General features: G+C 63.8%; 16 protein-coding genes. 11 read left to right on the plus strand and 5 right to left on the minus strand.

Features of this window, described 5'->3' with window-relative positions:
* Positions 1–95: 95 nt before the first annotated feature.
* Both pncB and gcvA read right to left on the minus strand, forming a co-directional pair.
* Positions 96–1,400, minus strand: coding sequence for a nicotinate phosphoribosyltransferase (pncB, locus tag E5X34_RS20960; protein ID WP_292568494.1), 1,305 nt, complete (start codon positions 1,398–1,400; stop codon positions 96–98).
* A 199-nt stretch (positions 1,401–1,599) separates the two neighbouring features.
* Positions 1,600–2,574, minus strand: a complete 975-nt coding sequence (gcvA, locus tag E5X34_RS20965; protein WP_292568496.1) for a transcriptional regulator GcvA — start codon at positions 2,572–2,574, stop codon at positions 1,600–1,602.
* A 215-nt stretch (positions 2,575–2,789) separates the two neighbouring features.
* Here gcvA and speB point away from each other — a divergent pair, with 215 nt between their 5' ends.
* From speB to E5X34_RS20990, 5 genes are all read left to right on the plus strand, one after another.
* On the plus strand, positions 2,790–3,845 hold the full coding sequence (speB, locus tag E5X34_RS20970) for an agmatinase (RefSeq protein WP_292568498.1): 1,056 nt from the start codon (positions 2,790–2,792) through the stop codon (positions 3,843–3,845).
* A gap of 131 nt (positions 3,846–3,976) precedes the next feature.
* Complete coding sequence (locus E5X34_RS20975) at positions 3,977–4,777, plus strand: transporter substrate-binding domain-containing protein (protein ID WP_292568500.1); 801 nt, start codon at positions 3,977–3,979, stop codon at positions 4,775–4,777.
* A gap of 68 nt (positions 4,778–4,845) precedes the next feature.
* The gene (locus tag E5X34_RS20980; RefSeq protein WP_292568502.1) at positions 4,846–5,514 is read left to right on the plus strand and encodes an amino acid ABC transporter permease; all 669 of its coding nucleotides are present in this window, start codon (positions 4,846–4,848) and stop codon (positions 5,512–5,514) included.
* Positions 5,511–6,155 (plus strand): amino acid ABC transporter permease, encoded by a 645-nt coding sequence (locus E5X34_RS20985; protein WP_292568504.1) that lies wholly within the window; start codon positions 5,511–5,513, stop codon positions 6,153–6,155. Before E5X34_RS20980 ends, E5X34_RS20985 begins: the two co-directional genes overlap by 4 nt.
* Positions 6,156–6,673: 518 nt before the next feature.
* Positions 6,674–7,090, plus strand: a complete 417-nt coding sequence (locus tag E5X34_RS20990) for a hypothetical protein (RefSeq protein ID WP_127878437.1) — start codon at positions 6,674–6,676, stop codon at positions 7,088–7,090.
* Positions 7,091–7,532: 442 nt separating this feature from the next.
* Here E5X34_RS20990 and E5X34_RS20995 read toward each other — a convergent pair whose 3' ends face one another.
* A complete protein-coding gene (locus tag E5X34_RS20995; RefSeq protein WP_292568507.1) occupies positions 7,533–8,936 on the minus strand; it encodes an MATE family efflux transporter in 1,404 nt (467 codons plus the stop codon).
* Positions 8,937–9,179: 243 nt separating this feature from the next.
* On the opposite strand from E5X34_RS20995, the gene E5X34_RS21000 reads away from it, so the two are divergent.
* From E5X34_RS21000 to ugpC, 6 genes are all read left to right on the plus strand, one after another.
* Positions 9,180–10,097 carry an AraC family transcriptional regulator gene (locus E5X34_RS21000; RefSeq protein WP_292568509.1) on the plus strand — a complete coding sequence of 306 codons (918 nt, stop codon included), beginning with the start codon at positions 9,180–9,182 and terminating at the stop codon, positions 10,095–10,097.
* Positions 10,098–10,337: 240 nt separating this feature from the next.
* Entirely contained in the window at positions 10,338–11,612 is a 1,275-nt protein-coding gene (locus E5X34_RS21005) for an extracellular solute-binding protein (RefSeq protein ID WP_127883358.1), read from the plus strand.
* A gap of 106 nt (positions 11,613–11,718) precedes the next feature.
* The gene (locus E5X34_RS21010) at positions 11,719–12,585 is read left to right on the plus strand and encodes a sugar ABC transporter permease (protein WP_292568511.1); all 867 of its coding nucleotides are present in this window, start codon (positions 11,719–11,721) and stop codon (positions 12,583–12,585) included.
* 11 nt (positions 12,586–12,596) lie between these two features.
* Positions 12,597–13,409: a carbohydrate ABC transporter permease gene (locus E5X34_RS21015; RefSeq protein ID WP_292568513.1), complete on the plus strand. Its 813-nt coding sequence runs from the start codon at positions 12,597–12,599 to the stop codon at positions 13,407–13,409.
* A 14-nt stretch (positions 13,410–13,423) separates the two neighbouring features.
* A complete protein-coding gene (locus E5X34_RS21020) occupies positions 13,424–14,470 on the plus strand; it encodes an NAD(P)-dependent alcohol dehydrogenase (RefSeq protein WP_292568515.1) in 1,047 nt (348 codons plus the stop codon).
* Positions 14,471–14,473: 3 nt separating this feature from the next.
* Positions 14,474–15,568 carry a sn-glycerol-3-phosphate ABC transporter ATP-binding protein UgpC gene (gene ugpC, locus E5X34_RS21025; protein ID WP_292568516.1) on the plus strand — a complete coding sequence of 365 codons (1,095 nt, stop codon included), beginning with the start codon at positions 14,474–14,476 and terminating at the stop codon, positions 15,566–15,568.
* On the opposite strand, the gene E5X34_RS21030 is transcribed toward ugpC, so the two are convergent.
* Positions 15,561–17,147, minus strand: coding sequence for an FGGY-family carbohydrate kinase (locus E5X34_RS21030; RefSeq protein ID WP_292568517.1), 1,587 nt, complete (start codon positions 17,145–17,147; stop codon positions 15,561–15,563). The genes ugpC and E5X34_RS21030 overlap by 8 nt on opposite strands.
* Positions 17,144–17,827: an HAD family hydrolase gene (locus E5X34_RS21035; RefSeq protein ID WP_292568519.1), complete on the minus strand. Its 684-nt coding sequence runs from the start codon at positions 17,825–17,827 to the stop codon at positions 17,144–17,146. The genes E5X34_RS21030 and E5X34_RS21035 overlap by 4 nt, the downstream gene beginning before the upstream one ends.
* Positions 17,828–17,830 lie beyond the last annotated feature (3 nt).

A 17,830-nucleotide genomic window follows, 5' to 3' on the forward strand; every position in this document is an offset into this window, starting at 1 on the left:
ATCTCCCCCCTTGTGGGGGAGATGTCCGGCAGGACAGAGGGGGGCGCGAAGGAACTCGGCTTATGCAGGAATTCCATTCGTCTGGGCCTTAAGCCTCACACCTTCACCAGATGCTCCACCCTTCCCTTCTCGCCGAAGATCCTGAGATACCGCTTGATCTCCTTCTCATCCCCTGTCGCCTTGGCGGGGTTGTCCGACAGCTTCACCGCCGGCCGCCCATTGGCTTCCGTCACCTTGCAGACCAGCGAGATGGCGTCGAGGCTGTCGGTCTCCGTCGGCGCGCAACCTTCGAAATCATTGGTGAGATTGGTGCCCCAGCCGAAGGACATGCGCACCTTGCCGCGGAAGTGTCTGTAGGTCTCCTCGATGGTCTCGACCTCCAGCCCGTCGGAGAAGATGAGCAGCTTCTGCTTGGGGTCCTTGCCCTTCTTGCGCCACCAGTCGATGATCCTCTCGCCGCCCTCGATCGGCGGCGCGCTGTCGGGGCGGAAGCCTGTCCAGTCGGCGACCCAGTCCGGCGCATCACGCAGGAAGGAATCCGTGCCGAAGGCGTCGGGCAGCACGATCAGAAGGTTGCCGCCATAATAGCGCTGCCAGTCCTGCAGCACCTTGTAGGGCGACTGCCGCAACTCCTCCTCGGAATTGGCAAGAGCCCCGAACACCATCGGCAGTTCATGCGCATTGGTGCCCAAAGCCTCGAGGTCGTTGTCCATGGCCAGAAGCACGTTGGAGGTGCCGGTGAAGGCGTCGCCGATGCCTTCCTTCAGCGCCTCGACGCACCAGCGCTGCCAGAGGAACGAGTGGCGGCGCCTTGTGCCGAAGTCGGAAATGCGGATGCCGGGCAGCGCCTTCAGTCGCTCGGTCTTGGCCCACATCTTGGCCTTGGCGCGAGCATAGAGGACATCGAGCGCGAAAGGCCCATAGGAGCGCATCGCCGCGCGGGAACGAAGCTCGTTAATGATGGCCAAAGCCGGGATTTCCCAGAGCGTCGTGTACATCCAGGGGCCAGGGAAGGAGAGCACGTACTGGCCGTCGCGCCTGGAAAGCTCGTATGCCGGCAAGCGGAAATCCTCCAGCCATGCCAGGAATTCCGGCTCGAAGATCTGCTTGCGGCCGTAGAAGGTGTTGCCGCCCAGCCAGATCATCTCCTTCTTGGAGAAACGCAAGGTGCGGGCGTGGTCGAGCTGCTCGCGCAATTCCCCTTCGTCGATCTCATCGGCGAGGCGAACCGAGGTTGTGCGGTTGATCAAGGTGAAGGTGGCATGGACCTTGGGATACATGCCCCAGATCATCTGCAGCATCAGGAGCTTGTAGAAATCGGTGTCCAGCAGGCTGCGGACGATCGGGTCCAGCTTCCAGGTGTGGTTGTAGACGCGCCGCGCTATATCGGTCTTTGCCATGCTTCCTCACCCATGAAACACGACCCACTCAAACGCGGGCGCCACGCTTCAAGTCCTTGTTCGAGCAAATCCGATGGGAGACTGTCACGCGGTTCTCCTGGAATTGCCTCAGCCAACTTGCCTCTTAGCATTGTATTTTCGAACGCGCTCCCCGCTTTGCAAGCTGGCCCGACAAAAAGCAGCTATGCAAGTCCAGCCGTCAGGGCGCTGTCCTGGCGCCTATCACTTTGAGGGCCGGGCGTTTCCTGCGGCTCGGCACGCGGCCTGCCACCGGCGCATCGGCGCGCCCCTCGTCCTGCTCTTTCTCCGCGAACAGCCAGTCGATGAAGAGCTGAACGATCGGCGCCGAGCGCATCTCGTTGCGGCAAACGACGTAGAAATCGTCGACCGCCGGCACCGACAGGGTGAACGGCGCGACGAGCATGCCCCTGGCCAGCAAGGCGCGTGCCGTTACCGAGTCGCCGAGCGCCACGCCATGGCCGTGCACGGCGGCCTCCGTCGCCATGCGCGCATCGCCCAGACGATGGCGTCGGCCGCGCTCGAGATCGAGCGCGTCCGTGGCGGCCAGCCAGGTGTGCCATTCACGGCCATCGTCGCCATGCAGGAACACATGATCGGCGAGGTCGCGGACACTGCGGATCGGCCGGTTGTTGATCAGCGTCGGGCTGACCACGGGAAACAGCTCCAGCCCGGACCATTTGCGTATCCAGCAGTCGCTCCAGCCGCCGTCGCCATAATGCACGCAGACGTCGATGTCCGCGGCGCGGATGTCCCTGGGATCGTTGGACGGGATCAGAGTCAGCTGGATGTCGGGATATTGCGCCGTGAAGGAGCCGAGCCGCGGCGTCATCCAGAGCAAGAGCAGCGCCGGCACGCAGGACACCGACAGCGTGCCGGCGCTCGCCGGCCGCGTCATGCGTTGCGTGGCGGCGGCGATGCCTTCAAAGGCAGTCGAAACCGCCGGCAGGAACTCCGCGCCGTGCGGCGTCAGCTTCACCCGCTGGCCGGTGCGTTCGAAGAGTTTCACGCCGAGCGACTGCTCGAGCGCCTTGATCTGGTGGCTGACGGCGCCATGCGTGACATTCAGCTCACCCGCCGCCTTGGTCAGCGAGCCGTGCCGCGCCGTGGCCTCGAAGGCGCGCAGCGGGTTCAGCGGCGGCAGGCGCTTGGCCATGAAGGGCTCCTACTTTGTGAGATTTTCTCACAATGAAGACCCTAACAATATCAATTGATTTTTCAATGTCCCTGCCCGACACTTTTGCCCGGAACAGCTTCAAGAGACGTGAAATCCGCAAGGACAGCGAGCAACGATCCAGCCGGAGAAGGGGCTGGATCTGTGGCTGGCTTGGCAAATCGTCCGTGCGGGCGGCAAGCACAGGAGGACCGGATATGGGTTACGATCGCGGCAAGCTCGAAGCGTTGCGCCGCAAATATGGCGAGAGCCATGGCGGCGAGATGTTCGACCCGAAATTCCGCAAGGTCGCCGACAAGATCTTCAACAAGTCGGGCACACGCCTTGCCCCCTATTCCGGCATCCCGACCTTCCTCGCCGCTCCCTACCGCGAGATCGCCGCCGAGAATCCGGATTTCGGCGACCTGCAGGTGGCGATGATCGGCGTGCCGATGGATCTCGGCGTCACCAATCGGCCCGGCTCCCGCTTCGGGCCGCGCGCGCTGCGGGCCATCGAACGCATCGGGCCCTACAACCACGTGCTGGAATGCGCACCGACGCATGAGCTTCGCGTCGCCGACATCGGCGACACGCCGTTCCGCAGCCGCTACCGGCTGGAGATCAGCCACGAGGACATCGAAAAGCGCACCAACCAGATCGTCGATGCCGGCGTGCTGCCGCTCTCGGTCGGCGGCGACCATTCGATCAGCCATCCGATCCTGAAGGCGGTCGGCAGACAGGCGCCGGTCGGCATGATCCATATCGACGCCCATTGCGACACCAGCGGGCTGTTCGACATGACCAAGTTCCACCATGGCGGGCCGTTCCGCAACGCGGTGCTGGATGGCGTGCTCGATCCGTCGCGCACCATCCAGATCGGCATTCGCGGCTCGGCCGAATATCTGTGGGAGTTCACCTATGAATCCGGCATGACCGTCGTGCATGCCGAGGAGGTGACCGGCCTGGGCATCCCTGCCATCATCGAGAAGGCGCGCAAAATCGTCGGCGACGGTCCGACCTACATCTCCTTCGACGTCGACAGCATCGATCCGGCCTTCGCGCCGGGCACCGGCACGCCGGAAGTCGGCGGGCTGACGACGCGCGAGGTGCTGGAGCTGCTGCGCGGCCTGAAGGGCCTCAACATCGTCGGCGGCGACGTCGTCGAGGTGGCGCCGCAATACGACTCGACCACCAACACCGCCCATGTCGGCGCGCAGGTGCTTTTCGAGATTCTCAGCCTGATGGTGTTCAGCCCGGCGATCAGGAAAGGCTGAGACATCTTAATTTCACGCAATTCCGGACGGAAAACCGCGTCACACTTTTCCTGGAATTGCTTAGCCAATACGGCCGCCGCGCTGGAGCCGGCGGCCGGTTTCAACAACAAGCTTCCAGCAGGGGAATAACCATGACTCTTCGCAACGCACTGAAATCCGCCATCGCGGCGACCATGATGCTCGGCGCCGCAGGCCTGGCCACGCAGGCCAAGGCTGACGCCGTCGACGACATCACCAAGGCCGGCGCCATCAATGTCGGCATCTTCTCGGACTTCCCGCCCTTCTCCTCGGCCAGCGCCGACATGAGCATCAAGGGCTATGACATCGACGTGGCGCAGGCGATCGCCGATTCGCTCAAGGTGAAGCTCAACCTGGTCAGCGTCACCGGCCAGAACCGCATCCCTTATCTCACCGACAAGCGCGTCGATATATTGATGAGCGTCGGCTACTCCAAGGAGCGCGAGCAGGTGATCGACTTCGCCGCCGCCTACGCGCCCTACTACATCGCCGTCATCGGGCCGAAAGCAACGGCGGTGAAAGGCAAGGAAGACCTTGCCGACAAGTCGATCGCCGTCAACCGCGGCACGCTTGAGGACACGTCGCTGACCGAGGCGGCGCCGTCGTCCGCCGACATCCGCCGCTTCGACAACTACAACTCCGTCATCCAGGCCTTCATCTCCGGCCAGACGCAGCTGATGGTGGTCGGCAACGATGTCGGCGCGCAGGTGCTGGCCAAGCAGGACGCGCTGCAGCCGGAGCAGAAATTCCAGCTCTTGACCTCGCCCTCGCATATCGGCCTCAACAAGAACGAGGACCGGCTGAAGAAGGCTGTCAACGACGCGGTGGCCAAGATGCTCGCCGACGGCAAGCTGGACGAAAGCTCTAAGGCCTGGCTGAAGACGCCGCTCAATCCCGCCAATCTCAAGGATTGATCTCCGGCGCGGCTCAGCCTGCAATGAAGGGCTGAGCCGTTCCGCCTGCTCCAACAAGGTCGATCGCCATGGGCTACAGCCTCGACTTCGGCTGGCTTGCGGGTGCGGCGGGCGTGATCGCGCGCGGCGCGGCGATGACGCTGCTTCTGATCGCCGTCACCACGCTCGCCGGCACCTTCCTCAGCATCCTGGGCGCCGCCGGCAAAAGAAACGGCCCCAAGCCCCTGCAGGTGGCGATCGGCGTTTATGTCGAGGTGATGCGCAACACGCCGTTCCTGGTGCAGCTGTTCTTCATCTTCTTCGGCCTGCCCAGCCTGGGTGTCAGGCTCGACCCGATCCTGGCCGCGATGCTGGCGATGACGCTCAACATGGCAGCCTATACGATCGAGATCGTCGGCGCCGGCCTCGACGCTGTACCGCGCGGACAGACGGAGGCAGCACTCGCGCTAGGGCTGAGGCCGCGCCAGGTGTTCGTCAAGATCGTGCTGCCGCAGGCGCTGAAAGTGATCTACCCGGCGCTGACCAGCCAGATCGTCATCATGATGCTGGAATCAGCCGTTGTCTCGCAGATCGCGGTACGCGAACTGACCTATGAGGCCGACATGCTGCAGGCCCGCACTTTCCGCGCCTTCGAGACCTATTTCGTGGTGACGATGGTCTATCTCGGGTTGTCGATGGGGCTGCGCCGGCTTCTGGTCAGTGGCGGCCGCCGCGTTCTCGGAGCCGGCGTGTCATGATCGAGTTCACTTTCTGGGACATCGTCCGCAACCTCTTGCTCGCCGCGCGCTGGACGGTGCTGTTGTCGCTCGCCGCCTTCATCGGCGGCGCGCTGGTTGGACTGATCGTTTTGTTCTTCCGCATCGCCAAAAACAAATGGGTGAAGCGGATAGCCTCGGGCTATATCGCGCTGTTCCAGGGCACGCCGCTCCTGATGCAGCTCTTCCTGATGTTCTTCGGCCTGCCGATGCTTGGACTGCGCATCGAGCCGTGGACGGCGGCGGTGCTCGGGCTCACCTTCTTCGCCAGCGCCTATCTCGCCGAAATCTGGCGCAGCGGCGTCGACGCGCTGCCGCGTGGCCAATGGGACGCCGGCGCCAGCCTCGGCTTGCACTATCTGCAGGAACTCAGGCTGATCATCCTGCCGCAGGCCTTCGCCATCACCCGCGCGCCGACCGTCGGCTTCCTAGTGCAGCTCATCAAATCGACGGCGCTGACCTCGATCATCGGCTTCGAGGAACTGGTCAGGACCTCCAACGCCATCAACAATGCCACCTTCGAGCCGTTCAAGGTCTACGGGCTGGTGGCGCTGATCTTCTTCGTCATGTGCTTCCCGCTGACGCAATATGCGCGCCGGCTGGAGCGGCGCGCCGCCCATTGAATGGAGAGCATGCTGTGTTGACGAAGTTCGACGCGACCCAAAACTAGAGAGCGCTCGAACGCCTCCTTTGGATCATTTGATGACGGTGGGTGCGTCGCTTTTGACCAAGGCGGAGGTGAAAGCGTACATGCCCGCTTTGCGCCCCTTGTCAGGCGTACGAGGCGAGGTCAACCGTTGCCGCAAGCGGACATTCAAGCGACGCTCGAGCAGTCCTGTATAACCTGGGCAGCGGCTATCGCACCTCGGCGAACTCCTTCGAGGAGACCGTGTGCAAATCAGAAGTTATGCAAGCATCTGAAAAGAGCACGCCTGTGGTCGACAAGTCCGGCTAGCCAAAGGTTGGCCGGCGACACCCAAAATGGCTGTCAGCCGGTTGTCAGGTTGGATTCGCTATCCAGTACTAGTGACGGTCGCAAACCGTTGTAGTCCAGGGGCGTTCCGGCTGCTGGCGACTGCGGCACGGCTGCGACATCTTCGGCCGAACTGGATTACTAACAGCACTTCACGAGGAGGATAAGATGACCAAAATTCCCTTCAAACGACTTGTCTGGCTCACGCTGCGCGCGTCGACGGCGCTGATGCTCACCATTGCGCCCTACCACTTGGCGCTTCACGGTGCTGCCAAGCTTGTGCCGGCCGCTGCCCACGCAGAGTCCGAGGGGGGTGGCGGTGGCGACGGCGGTCACGACGGCGGCGGTGGCGGCAACGGCGGTGGCGGTAGCGACGGCGGTCACGACGGCGGCGAGCACGATAGCGGCGATAGCCACAGCAGCAGCGGGAACTCTAGCAGCCATGATGGTGGTCCGGAATCTGCTGACGACCAGGGCGAGGACAACACGGATGGCTCCGGCACGACAGGCACTGGCGCAGGTTCCGATACCGAGACCGACGGATCCGATGACTCATCTGCCGTGCCACAGGTGACGGATAACTGAGTGCGTCCCGTTAGATTGGCGCATTGGCCCGCTTGCGAAGGCTTGGCGGGCCTTTTCTGAGGTATTGCACCTACAGTCGGGCAGATGCACCGATTGCCCGCGACGTGTCAGCGCATGCGCGACGATAGCATCGCATATGTGGACGACAACGCAGATCGTCACGACGGGGCTGACCTGAGCACGCGGGCTTACCTCACGAAGCCCCAGTGTGGAAACCAAGTTCACGCATAATCTTGAACGACGGCCTTGTGCTCGGGTGCCCTCGGCTTTCCAGCTATCTTAACCGTCCGGAAGGGGACGTTCCGCTTCCGGCCCAACGGCGACAATAAAGTATCTGCGGCAATGGCCACTATGTGCGCTTGGCGGGCGTTTTTTCGATCTGAAGGCGCCACCGTCAGCCACAATGTCTGGACATAATGGCTGCTGGCGATCGGCGTCCGCCTCAGTGCCCGAAGGACAGCGCCGGCGCGATGCGGTCGCGCCTGAGCCAGCGCGCGAGCAGCAGCGCCGCCACCACGGCCAGCCCGGAGGCCAGGCCGATCCAGATGCCGACGCCGTTCAGGCCGAAATGGAAGGCAAGCAGCACGCCGAGCGGCAGGCCGACGCCCCAATAGCCGATCGCGGCATAGATCATCGGCACCTTGGTGTCGTGCAGGCCGCGCAGCATGCCGGCGGCAACCGCCTGGGCGCCGTCGAAGATCTGGAACAGCGCCGCGAACACCAGGAACGATACGGCAAGCGTGATCACCCTGGCATTGGCCGGATCGGCAAGATCGATGAAGGCGCTGATCAGCGCATGCGGCCAGAGGATCATCACGAGGCCCATCAGCGCCATGAAGGACACGCCGATGACAAAGGCTGTCCAGCCGGCGCGCGAAACCCCTTCGGAATTGCCGGCGCCATGCGCCAGGCCTACGCGGACCGTGACCGCCTGGTTGAGACCGAGCGGCACCATGAAGGAGATCGACGCTATCTGTATAGCGATGGCGTGGGCTGCGAGCGAGTCCGCATCGATCAGGCCCATGAGCAGCGCCGCCGCGTTGAAGATCGTCACCTCGAAGGCGAGGATGCCGGCGATCGGCAGGCCGAGCCGCAGCAACCCGCGGAAACGCGGCCAGTCGGAGCGCCAGAAGCGGCCGAACAGACGATAACGGCGGTATTTCTTCTCGAGCATCACCACCGCCGCCAGGCCGATGAACATCAGCGTGCTGGACAGGGTGGTGGCGAGGCCGGAGCCGGCGATGCCCATCGGTTTGACGCCGAGATTGCCGAACATGAACACCCAGTTGAAGAAGGCGTTGCAGGCGACCGCGACGAAAACGATGATCAGCGCCCAGCCCGGCCGCTCCAGCGCCGAGATGAAGGAGCGCAGCACGATATAGCCATAGAAGGGCAGCACCGCCCATTGCAGCCAGTGCAGATAGATGCCGGCCTCATGCGCGAGCTCCGGCTTCTGGCCCATGGCGAGCAGCACCTCTTCGCCATGCGAGAGGAATAACCAGATCGGGATCGAGATCAGGATGGCCAGCCACAGGCCCTGGCGCACGGTGCGGCGCAGATCGCGCACCGAATGGCGACGGCGGCCGAGCTCGGTCGCCATCATCGGCGAGGTCGCCAGCATCAGGCCGAGGCCGAAGATCAGCGGCATGAAATAGAGGTTGGAGCCGAGCGCGCCGGCGGCCAGCGTATCGGGTCCCAGGCGGCCCATCATCATAACATCAGTCGCGGTCATGGCGGTCTGGCCGAGATTGGTCAGCACCATCGGCCAGGCGAGCGCGATCGTCGCCCTGATTTCCTGACGCCAAAGGTTTTCCGGCGCGAGGGCGCCGGTTTCGATCGCAGACATTGTTCCGCTCTTTCAGAACACGGCGCGTCGGCAAAAAGGGCCGGAAGCCGTACACAATGGCGCAAAATGGCGCCATTTGCGTCGCCTTGTGAACGAAACGCGACATGTTGGCAAGGGAGGAGGCCGCGTTAGCGATTGATCCAGGCGGAGCTGCGATTCCCCGCGCCTCCTTCATTTGCCGGCCGTAGGCTGCTACGGATGCCCCAGGCATGCGCAGCCGGCGCGCCATGCTGGGAGGAATGGATGCCGTTCAGGCGCAGAAAGAACACGGCCGCGATTCCGCGCACGGCCCCCGCCTTCGAGCATATCGTGACGGAGGCGAGCGAGAGTTTCCTGTGGCGGCTGGACGATTATCCGTGGGAGCGCAACGTCTGGAATTTCCATCCGGAATACGAAATCCATCTTCTGCGCAAATCGTCCGGCGTGGTGCTGGTCGGCGACCATATCGGCGAGTTCGGGCCGGGCTATCTGACCATCGTCGGCGGCGGGCTGCCGCATGACTGGGTGACGGCGGTGCAGCCGGGCGAGCTGATCGAGGGCCGCGATATCGTGCTGCAGTTCGACGCCGAGCGGCTGCGCGGCTCTTCGGGGCTGCTGCCGGAGCTGCGCGAGCTGGAGCCGTTCCTGGAGCGCTCGCTGCGCGGCATGGTCTTCCATGGCCAGACGGCGCTCGACGGCGCCGATCTGATGGAGAGAATGGGCGAAGTGCATGGCCTGGCGCGGTTCCGCATGTTCCTCGAACTGTTGGACCTGCTGGCTACCACCGATGAATACGCGCTGTTGTCGTCGCCGGACTTTTCGCCGCTGCTCGATGCGGAGTCGCTGGATATTATCCAGCGCTCGCTGACCTATCTGTTCCAGCATTTCGCCGAGGATCTGAAGCTGCCGGACGTGGCAGCCTTGGCAGGCATGAGCGAAAGCACGTTCTCGCGCTTCTTCCAGAAGAACACCGGCAACTCCTTCAGCGACCATGTCGCCAAACTGAGGCTCTGGCAGGCCTGCAAGCTGCTCGCCGATACCGAGATCCCGATCACCGATATCTGCTTCCAGGTCGGCTACATGAACATCTCGAACTTCAACCGCGCCTTCCTGCGCAAGCACAAGATGACGCCGTCTTCCTACCGCAAACTGTCGCGTCAACGGCTGACACTAAGGGCGTGATACAGCCGATATCTGCCCACTTCCGATTGCACTGATACTCGTGTGACGGGCAGACTCTGCCGGTGACATTTTTTGCGTCGCACAATGCATAAAAGTACAGGTCTGCTGCAACGAGGCTTCTAGTCTCGCCTTCTTCAACTGCTCATTTTGGCGACGGGTGACAGGTCAGACGGGCGACGGTGAGGGTCGCTTGACCAAGGATCTGCCGCTTCCGCGAGTTGTTCCTGGAGGAGAAAATCAATGAAATCATATCGGCTCGCTGCCAGCCTCGGCGCAGCGTTCGTGCTTACCGCTTCCGTATCAACCGCAGCACTTGCCCAGGCACCGGTGTGCTCGGCGCCGGTCAAGGTGCTGGCGCAGCCGCGCGACGGGCTGACGCTTCTGGAAGACTCGAAGGACGAGTTCAAGAAGCTCTCCGGCGCCTCGTTCCAGATCGACTACCTCAACGAGAACGACCGCCGCGCCAAGTCACGCGCCGATGCTTCCACCGTCGGCAATTACAACGTCTACTATGTCGACGAGGCCAATGTGGCGCTGTTCGCGTCCTCGGGCTGGATCGTGCCGCTGACCGATTATTACCCGGCTGACTACGACTATGCCGATTTCGATCCGGGCCGCCAGAAGGTCGCCACCTATGACGGCAAGGTCTGGTTCGCACCGCTGACCGGCGGCGGCGACCTGATGGTCTATCGCAAGGACGTGCTGGAGGCCGCCGGCATCCAGCCGCCGAAGACGCTGGACGAGCTGATCGCCGACGTGCCGAAGCTGACCAATGCCGACAAGGGCATATACGGCATCGCGCTGCGCGGCGCGCGCGGCTCGGGCGCCAATGTCTGGCGCTGGATGCCGTTCTTCAAGGCCTACGGCGGCAAGTGGTTCGACGGCGACAAGCCGGCTTTCAATTCGGACGCCGCCGTGAAGGCGACGGAAACCTATCTGAAGCTGTTCAAGGACTCGGCGCCCGGCACGCAGACCGGCAGCTGGGATGAATCGACCGGCGCCTTCCTCTCCGGCCAGGTCGCCATCCTCGTCGAATCGACGCCGCTGTCGGGCATGGCGGTCGACCCGAAGACCTCGCAGGTGGTTGGCAAGGTCGGCTTCCTGCCGCCGCCGTCGCCGCTGCCCGGCGGCGGTTATGGCCACGGACTTGCCATCGGCACCAAGGCCAATGCGGATGACGCGGCGAAGAAATGCGCCGGGCTGTTCATCGCCTGGGCGACGTCGAAGGAGAACGAGAAGCGCCGTCTCGACGCGCATCAGTTCGGCGAGCTCAACCGCACCAGCGTGCTCTCCAGCAAGGAATTCGCCGACATCTACGGCGCCGATCTCGGCCAGGCGCTGGCCGAAACGGGTAAGGTGACGGCGGTGAACTTCTGGCAGGACCCGCGCTGGCCCGACCTCGGTGACCGCTGGGGCATCATCCTGGAAGAACTGGTCACCGGCACGCGCACCGACATTAAGGGTGGGCTCAACGAGCTCGAGGCCTATGCCAACGATCTGGTGAAGAAGAAGTAATCCTCCCGCCCGCGGCGCGCGGTCCACGGCATTCGAAGGAATGCCGGGATCCGCGCCGCGGGTTCACCCTCGATCCAAGGCACCGCGACAAACCCGAGGAGAGGCAATGCGGCGACGCTCTTCCCTGCCGGTCACATTTCTGGTTCCCACCCTCGCCATCCTGCTGGTGCTGTCGATGGTGCCGACGCTCTACGCCATCGTGATCGCGCTGCAGAACCGCGAGCTGAGCGCGCCGGGCTATTCCTGGGTCTGGTTCTCGAACTTCGCCGATCTCTTCAGCGACCGCCGCTTCCTCAACGCGGTCTGGGTGTCGGTGAAATGGGAGATCGTCACCGTGGTGGCGACGATGGTGGTGGCGATCGGGCTCGGCGTGCTGATGTTCGAGGTCGCCGGCCCGCGCCTGCGCAATTTCTACTGCCTGTTGTTCATCATCCCGGTGCTTTTGCCGCGCGTCTCGGCCGCCTTCGTCTGGAAGTTCGCCTATCACCCGCTCTACGGCATCGCCACCTATCCCTACCGGCTGATCACCGGCGGGCTGATCTTCGATCCGCTGTCCAAGCCGGGCACCGCATTGTTCGCCGTCGCTTCGGTGGATGTCTGGCAATGGGGGCTGTTCTTCGCCGTCATCGTGCTGAAGCTGCTCGAAACCTTGCCGCCGCAGCCGATCGAGGCGGCCAGGCTCGACCACGCCAAGCGCTGGCAGATCCATGCCTATGTGACGCTACCGATGCTGAAGGCGCCGCTGATCAGCCTGATGTTCGTCAAGATGATCGAGTCGCTGCGCTCCTTCGACCTGATCTATGTGATGACGCGCGGCGGGCCCGGCGTCGCGACCGAGACGCTCGACATGTACGCCTTCTCGCAAGGCTTCATAGAGTCCGGCAAGGTCTCCTACGCTTCGGCCATGGCGGTGCTGATGATGATCGCGACCGTCATCACCTTCACCATGCTGTGGAAGCGGGTGCAGGCATGAAGCAATATCGGATGAGACCAGGCCGCCTGATCGCGAAAACCGTCCTGGCGCTGGCCGGGTTCCTGGCCGTGTTCCCGCTTCTCTGGACGGCTCTCAACGCGCTGAAGAACAATGTCGACATCATCACGCGCGTGCCGAAGGTGGTCTTCACGCCGACGCTTGCCAATATCAGCTACATCCTCGGCCGTGACAGCGTGCTGACCGGGCTCTACAATTCCGCAGTCGCCTGCGGCGCGGCGGTGCTGATTGGCATCGTGCTCGGCCTGCCGGCAGCCTATTCGGTGGCGCGCTATCCCAACCGCTTCGCCGGCGACATCCAGTTCTTCGTGCTTTCGTTGCGCTTCCTGCCGCCGGTAGCGGTCGCCATCCCGCTGATGGTGATCTGGCTGCAGATCGGCCTCTACGACACTTTGCCGGCGCTGATCGTCACCTACTCGCTGCTGACCATCTCCGTCATCATGTGGCTCGCCATCCCGGCCTTCCAGGGCGTGCCGAAGGAGATCGAGGAGGCGGCCTTCGTCGATGGCTACGGCGCCTATTCGGTGTTCTGGCGGATCGCGCTTCCTGTCGCGGCGCGCTCGCTGATCGGCGCCATCGCCTTCAGCTTCGTGCTGGTTTGGAACGAGTTCCTGATCGCGCTGATGCTGTCGAGTTCCAACGCCAAGACGCTGCCGATCGTGGCGTCCGAACTGTCGCAGCAAGGCATGAACGTGCCTTGGGGCATCCTCAATGCCTCGGTGGTGCTTCTGTCGCTGCCGCCGCTGCTCTTCCTCGGTGTTTTGAGCGGCTTCCTGAATTCCGTTTTCCGGCAAAAGAAAAGTTGAAGTGAGGACACCCGATGCGGGCACTGGTGCTTGAGAAAAAAGGCGAACTGTCGCTGCGCGAGATCGCGTTGCCGCAAGACGTCGGACCGGACGATGTAAGGATCGCCATCCACACGGTCGGCGTCTGCGGCAGCGACGTGCATTACTACACGCATGGCGCCATCGGCAGCTACATCGTGCGCCAGCCCATGGTGCTCGGCCATGAAGCCTCGGGAACGATCGTCGAGGTCGGCGCCAATGTCACGAACCTGAAGGTCGGCGACCGCGTCTGCATGGAGCCGGGCGTGCCGAACCTTGCGTCGCGCGCGACGAAGCTCGGCATCTACAATGTCGACCCGGACGTGCGCTTCTGGGCAACGCCGCCGGTGCATGGCGTGCTTGCGCCTTACGCCGTCCATCCGGCGGCCTTCACCTACAAGCTGCCGGACAATGTCTCCTTCGCCGAGGGCGCGATGGTCGAGCCCTTCGCCATCGGCATGCAGGCGGCGGCCCGCGCCCGCATCGTGCCGGGCGACGTAGCCGTGGTCGTCGGCTGCGGCCCGATCGGCATCATGATCGCGCTCGCCGCGCTGGCGGGCGGCTGTTCCAAGGTGCTGATCTCGGACTTCTCCGCGCCGAAGCTGGAGATCGCCGGCCAGTATCCGGGCATCGTGCCGGTCAATGTCGGCGAGCAGTCGCTGGTCGACGCGGTGCGGAGCGCGACGGACAATTGGGGCGCCGATATCGTATTCGAGGCGAGCGGCAGCCCGAAGGCCTTCGCCAATTTGTTCGACATCGTGCGGCCGGGCGGCGCGGTGGTGCTGGTCGGGCTGCCGGTGGAGACGGTCGAGCTCAATGTGCCGGCGGCGATCTCCAAGGAAGTGCGCATCGAGACCGTGTTCCGCTATGCCAACATTTTCGACCGCGCCTTGCAGCTGATCGCCTCCGGCAAGGTCGACCTCAAGCCGCTGATCACCGGCACCTATGATTTCTCCGAGAGCATCAAGGCGTTCGAGCGCGCGGCGCAAGGCAGGCCTCAGGACGTCAAGCTGCAGATCCTGCTGACCGGCGAGAAGGGATAAGGCATGTCCGCCATCGTTTGCTCCCATGTCGACAAGGCCTATGGCGCCACGACCGTCATCCGCGATCTCAACCTCGCGATCGAGGAGCATGAATTCGTCGTGTTCCTGGGGCCTTCCGGCTGCGGCAAGTCCACGCTTCTCAGGATGCTGGCCGGGCTGGAAGACATCAGCGGCGGCGAGGTGTCGATCGGCGGCAAGGTGGTCAACGATCTCGAGCCGGGCGACCGCGGCATCGCCATGGTCTTCCAGAATTATGCGCTCTATCCGCATATGACGATCTTCGACAACATCGCCTTCGGGCTCAAGCGGCAGAAGGTGCCAGCGGCCGAGATCAAGAAGCGGGTCGAGGCGGTCTCGAAGACGCTCGGGCTGGAGCCCTATCTCGGCCGAAAGCCGACCGAGCTTTCCGGCGGCCAGCAGCAGCGCGTGGCGATCGCGCGCGCCATGATCAAGACGCCGAAAGTGTTCCTGTTCGACGAGCCGCTCTCCAATCTCGACGCCAAGCTGCGCAACCATATGCGCGTCGAGATCGCCAGGCTGCACCAGTCGCTGAAGACCACCACAGTCTATGTCACGCATGACCAGCTCGAGGCGATGACGCTGGCCGACCGCATCGTGCTTCTGAAGGACGGCGTGATCGAGCAGATCGGCTCGCCGGCGGAGATCTATCGCCGTCCCGGCAACCAGTTCGTAGCCGGCTTCATCGGCACGCCGAACATGAATTTCATCGAGGCGATGGTCGGCCGCAACGGCGATGGCTGGACGCTGACCGGCGCGGGGACGGTGCTATCGCTTGAAGGCGGCGGCTTCCATCTGCAGCATGGCGATCGGGTAGTACTCGGCATCCGGCCCCCGGATCTCAAGACGGCGAACGGAGGCGCAGGCAACATCCTGCAAGGCACCGCCGACCTCATCGAATTCCATGGCAATGACGCGCTGGTGACGTTCGGCTCGGGCGGCAAGGAGATCAGCGCGCTGGTGCCGGCTCGCGAATGCCCGGAGTTGCGCGCGCCCGTGCGCTACAGCTTCGATGAAGAGAGCATCCATCTGTTCGACGCAGAGACCGGTAAGTCGCTGCGTAGGCAACAGGTTAGCTGATTTCGTCGAGCATCTGCCGCTGGCGGTGCATTTCGAGGAAGATGCGGTAGTCGCGGTCGAAGCGGGCGCCGGCTTCCTTGTTGGGCGGGCGCGTCCTGCCGCCCTGCTGCATGGCGACGCAGGCCGCGTTGAGGTCGGGGTAGAGCCCGGCGGCGGTTGCCGCCACCATGCCGGTGCCGAGCAGCACGGCCTCGTCGGCCAGCGGCTCGACCACAGTGCAGCCGGTGGCGTCGGCATAGAGCTCCATCAAAAGCGGGTTCTTGGTGTGGCCGCCGGTGACATGCAGCGTGTCGATCAGATAGCCGTTCTCGTTCAGCGCCTCGAGCACATGGCGCACGCCGAGCGCGATGCCGACGGCAGTGCGCCAGTAGAGCTTGCACAGGCTGTCGAAGGAGGAATCGAGCGTCAGGCCGCTGATGACGCCGACCGCGTGCGGGTCGGCGAGCGGCGAACGGTTGCCGTGGAAATCCGGCAGCACATGCAGCCTTGCGGCCAGCGCGTAGCCGTCCTCGGCGCGCAGCTCGGCGACGCGCCGGGCGATCTTCATGTGCATGGCCGCGTCCGGCTCGCCGCCGGCGCCATGCCAGCGGATGATGTGGTCGAGCAGCGCGCCGGTGGCCGACTGGCCGCCTTCCGACAGCCACAGCGTCGGCAGGGCCGCGCCGAAATAGGGACCCCAGACGCCGGCGAAAGGCTGCGGGTCATGCGACATCGCCATGACGCAGGACGATGTGCCGGCAATCAGCGCCAGGTGCCGGCTGATGTTCTCCTCGTCGCCGGCAAAGCCGCCCAGGACACCCAGCGCGCCGGCATAGGCGTCGATGACGCCGGCGCCAACCCGGCATTTTTCAGTCAGGCCGAGCTCGGCGGCGGCCTTCGCCGTCAGCGGACCGATATCCGTGCCGACTGGGCTCGCCTTTTCCGGCAGATTGCCGTGCTCGAACAGGTCGCCGAGGCCGACGAGCTCGAAGAAGTCGCGCCGCCAGCTTTCTTCCTCATGCGCGAGATAGGTCCATTTGGCCGTCAGCGTGCATTGCGAGCGGGCGAGCGAGCCTGACGCCTTCCAGGTCAGGAAATCGGCAAGGTCGAACAGATAGCCGGCTTCATTCCATGTCTTCGGCAGATGACGCCTCAGCCACATCAGCTTCGGCGTTTCCATTTCCGGCGACATCACACCGCCTATGTAATCGAGCACGGCGTGGCCGCTCGCCGTGCATTCATCGGCCTCGGCGATGGCGCGATGATCGAGCCAGACCATCGTGTCCCAGCGCTTCTCGCCGGTGACCGAGACGCTGATCTGGCCGCCCTGCCTGTCGCGCGCCACCAGCGAGCAGGTCGCGTCGAAAGAGATGCCGGCGATATCCGCGGCTGCAACGCCGGAATTCTCAAGGGCGGACCGCACGGATTTGCAGACCGCCGACCAGATGTCTTCCGAATCATGCTCGGCATGATCGGGCTTGGGCTGGTGCATGGCGATCGGATGATCGGCGCGGGCGAGCAGGTTGCCGCGCGCGTCGAGAATGCCCGCGCGAGCGCTCCCGGTGCCGACATCGACCGCGCAAACGAAACTCTTCGTCAAGATGCTTTTACTCTCGCTCCCAGGCCTGCAATCAGATCGGGCAATTGCAGCATGTCAGCGAATATAGAGTCCGGTTCGGTCGACGCAAGCCGGGCTTTCAAGCCGGGATTTCCGGCATGCGAGCCGCCGGTGAAAGCAAAGACGTGCATGCCCGCCGCGCGCGCCCCGGCAACACCGGCCGGACTGTCCTCGACGACCAGGCAATTGCGCGGATGCGCCCGCATGGAGGCGGCGGCATGAAGGAAAAGGTCGGGCGCCGGCTTGCCGCGCTTGACCATGGTGGCGCTGAACAGGTGCGGCTCCAGCAGCGGCAGCAGGCCGGTGACATCGAGAGCGTAGCGGATACGCTCCAGCGTGCCGGAAGAGGCGACGCAGCAAGGCAGACCGAGCTTCGGCAGCACCTCTTTGATGCCAGGGATCGGCTTCAATTCCTCACGGAACTTGCGCATCAGGTCGACGCGCATGGCGGTCAGGTGCTGGTCGCTGATCTCCAGCCCGAACTGTTGGCCGAGGATCTCGCGCACGCTTTTCATGCTCTTGCCGAGGAAATGCTCGTAGGCGGCGTCCTCGCTGACCGTGCCGCCGGCGAGCTCGATCATGCCGAGCAGCGCCGAGACCGAAAGCGCCTCGCTGTCGACCAGCACGCCGTCACAGTCGAAGATGACCAGCTCAGGCGTCATCGG

It is taken from the genome of Mesorhizobium sp. (assembly GCF_004963255.1).
Classification (GTDB): domain Bacteria; phylum Pseudomonadota; class Alphaproteobacteria; order Rhizobiales; family Rhizobiaceae; genus Mesorhizobium.

Bases quoted from the DNA above. Each gene is read 5' to 3' on its own strand.
- ugpC (WP_292568516.1), top strand. From the start codon at position 14,474: ATGTCCGCCATCGTTTGCTCCCATGTCGACAAGGCCTATGGCGCCACG.
- E5X34_RS21035 (WP_292568519.1), bottom strand. From the start codon at position 17,827: ATGACGCCTGAGCTGGTCATCTTCGACTGTGACGGCGTGCTGGTCGAC.
- E5X34_RS21000 (WP_292568509.1), top strand. From the start codon at position 9,180: ATGCCGTTCAGGCGCAGAAAGAACACGGCCGCGATTCCGCGCACGGCC.
- speB (WP_292568498.1), top strand. From the start codon at position 2,790: ATGGGTTACGATCGCGGCAAGCTCGAAGCGTTGCGCCGCAAATATGGC.
- E5X34_RS20990 (WP_127878437.1), top strand. From the start codon at position 6,674: ATGACCAAAATTCCCTTCAAACGACTTGTCTGGCTCACGCTGCGCGCG.
- E5X34_RS20995 (WP_292568507.1), bottom strand. From the start codon at position 8,936: ATGTCTGCGATCGAAACCGGCGCCCTCGCGCCGGAAAACCTTTGGCGT.
- gcvA (WP_292568496.1), bottom strand. From the start codon at position 2,574: ATGGCCAAGCGCCTGCCGCCGCTGAACCCGCTGCGCGCCTTCGAGGCC.
- E5X34_RS21015 (WP_292568513.1), top strand. From the start codon at position 12,597: ATGAGACCAGGCCGCCTGATCGCGAAAACCGTCCTGGCGCTGGCCGGG.
- E5X34_RS21010 (WP_292568511.1), top strand. From the start codon at position 11,719: ATGCGGCGACGCTCTTCCCTGCCGGTCACATTTCTGGTTCCCACCCTC.
- E5X34_RS20980 (WP_292568502.1), top strand. From the start codon at position 4,846: ATGGGCTACAGCCTCGACTTCGGCTGGCTTGCGGGTGCGGCGGGCGTG.
- E5X34_RS20975 (WP_292568500.1), top strand. From the start codon at position 3,977: ATGACTCTTCGCAACGCACTGAAATCCGCCATCGCGGCGACCATGATG.
- E5X34_RS21005 (WP_127883358.1), top strand. From the start codon at position 10,338: ATGAAATCATATCGGCTCGCTGCCAGCCTCGGCGCAGCGTTCGTGCTT.
- E5X34_RS20985 (WP_292568504.1), top strand. From the start codon at position 5,511: ATGATCGAGTTCACTTTCTGGGACATCGTCCGCAACCTCTTGCTCGCC.
- pncB (WP_292568494.1), bottom strand. From the start codon at position 1,400: ATGGCAAAGACCGATATAGCGCGGCGCGTCTACAACCACACCTGGAAG.
- E5X34_RS21020 (WP_292568515.1), top strand. From the start codon at position 13,424: ATGCGGGCACTGGTGCTTGAGAAAAAAGGCGAACTGTCGCTGCGCGAG.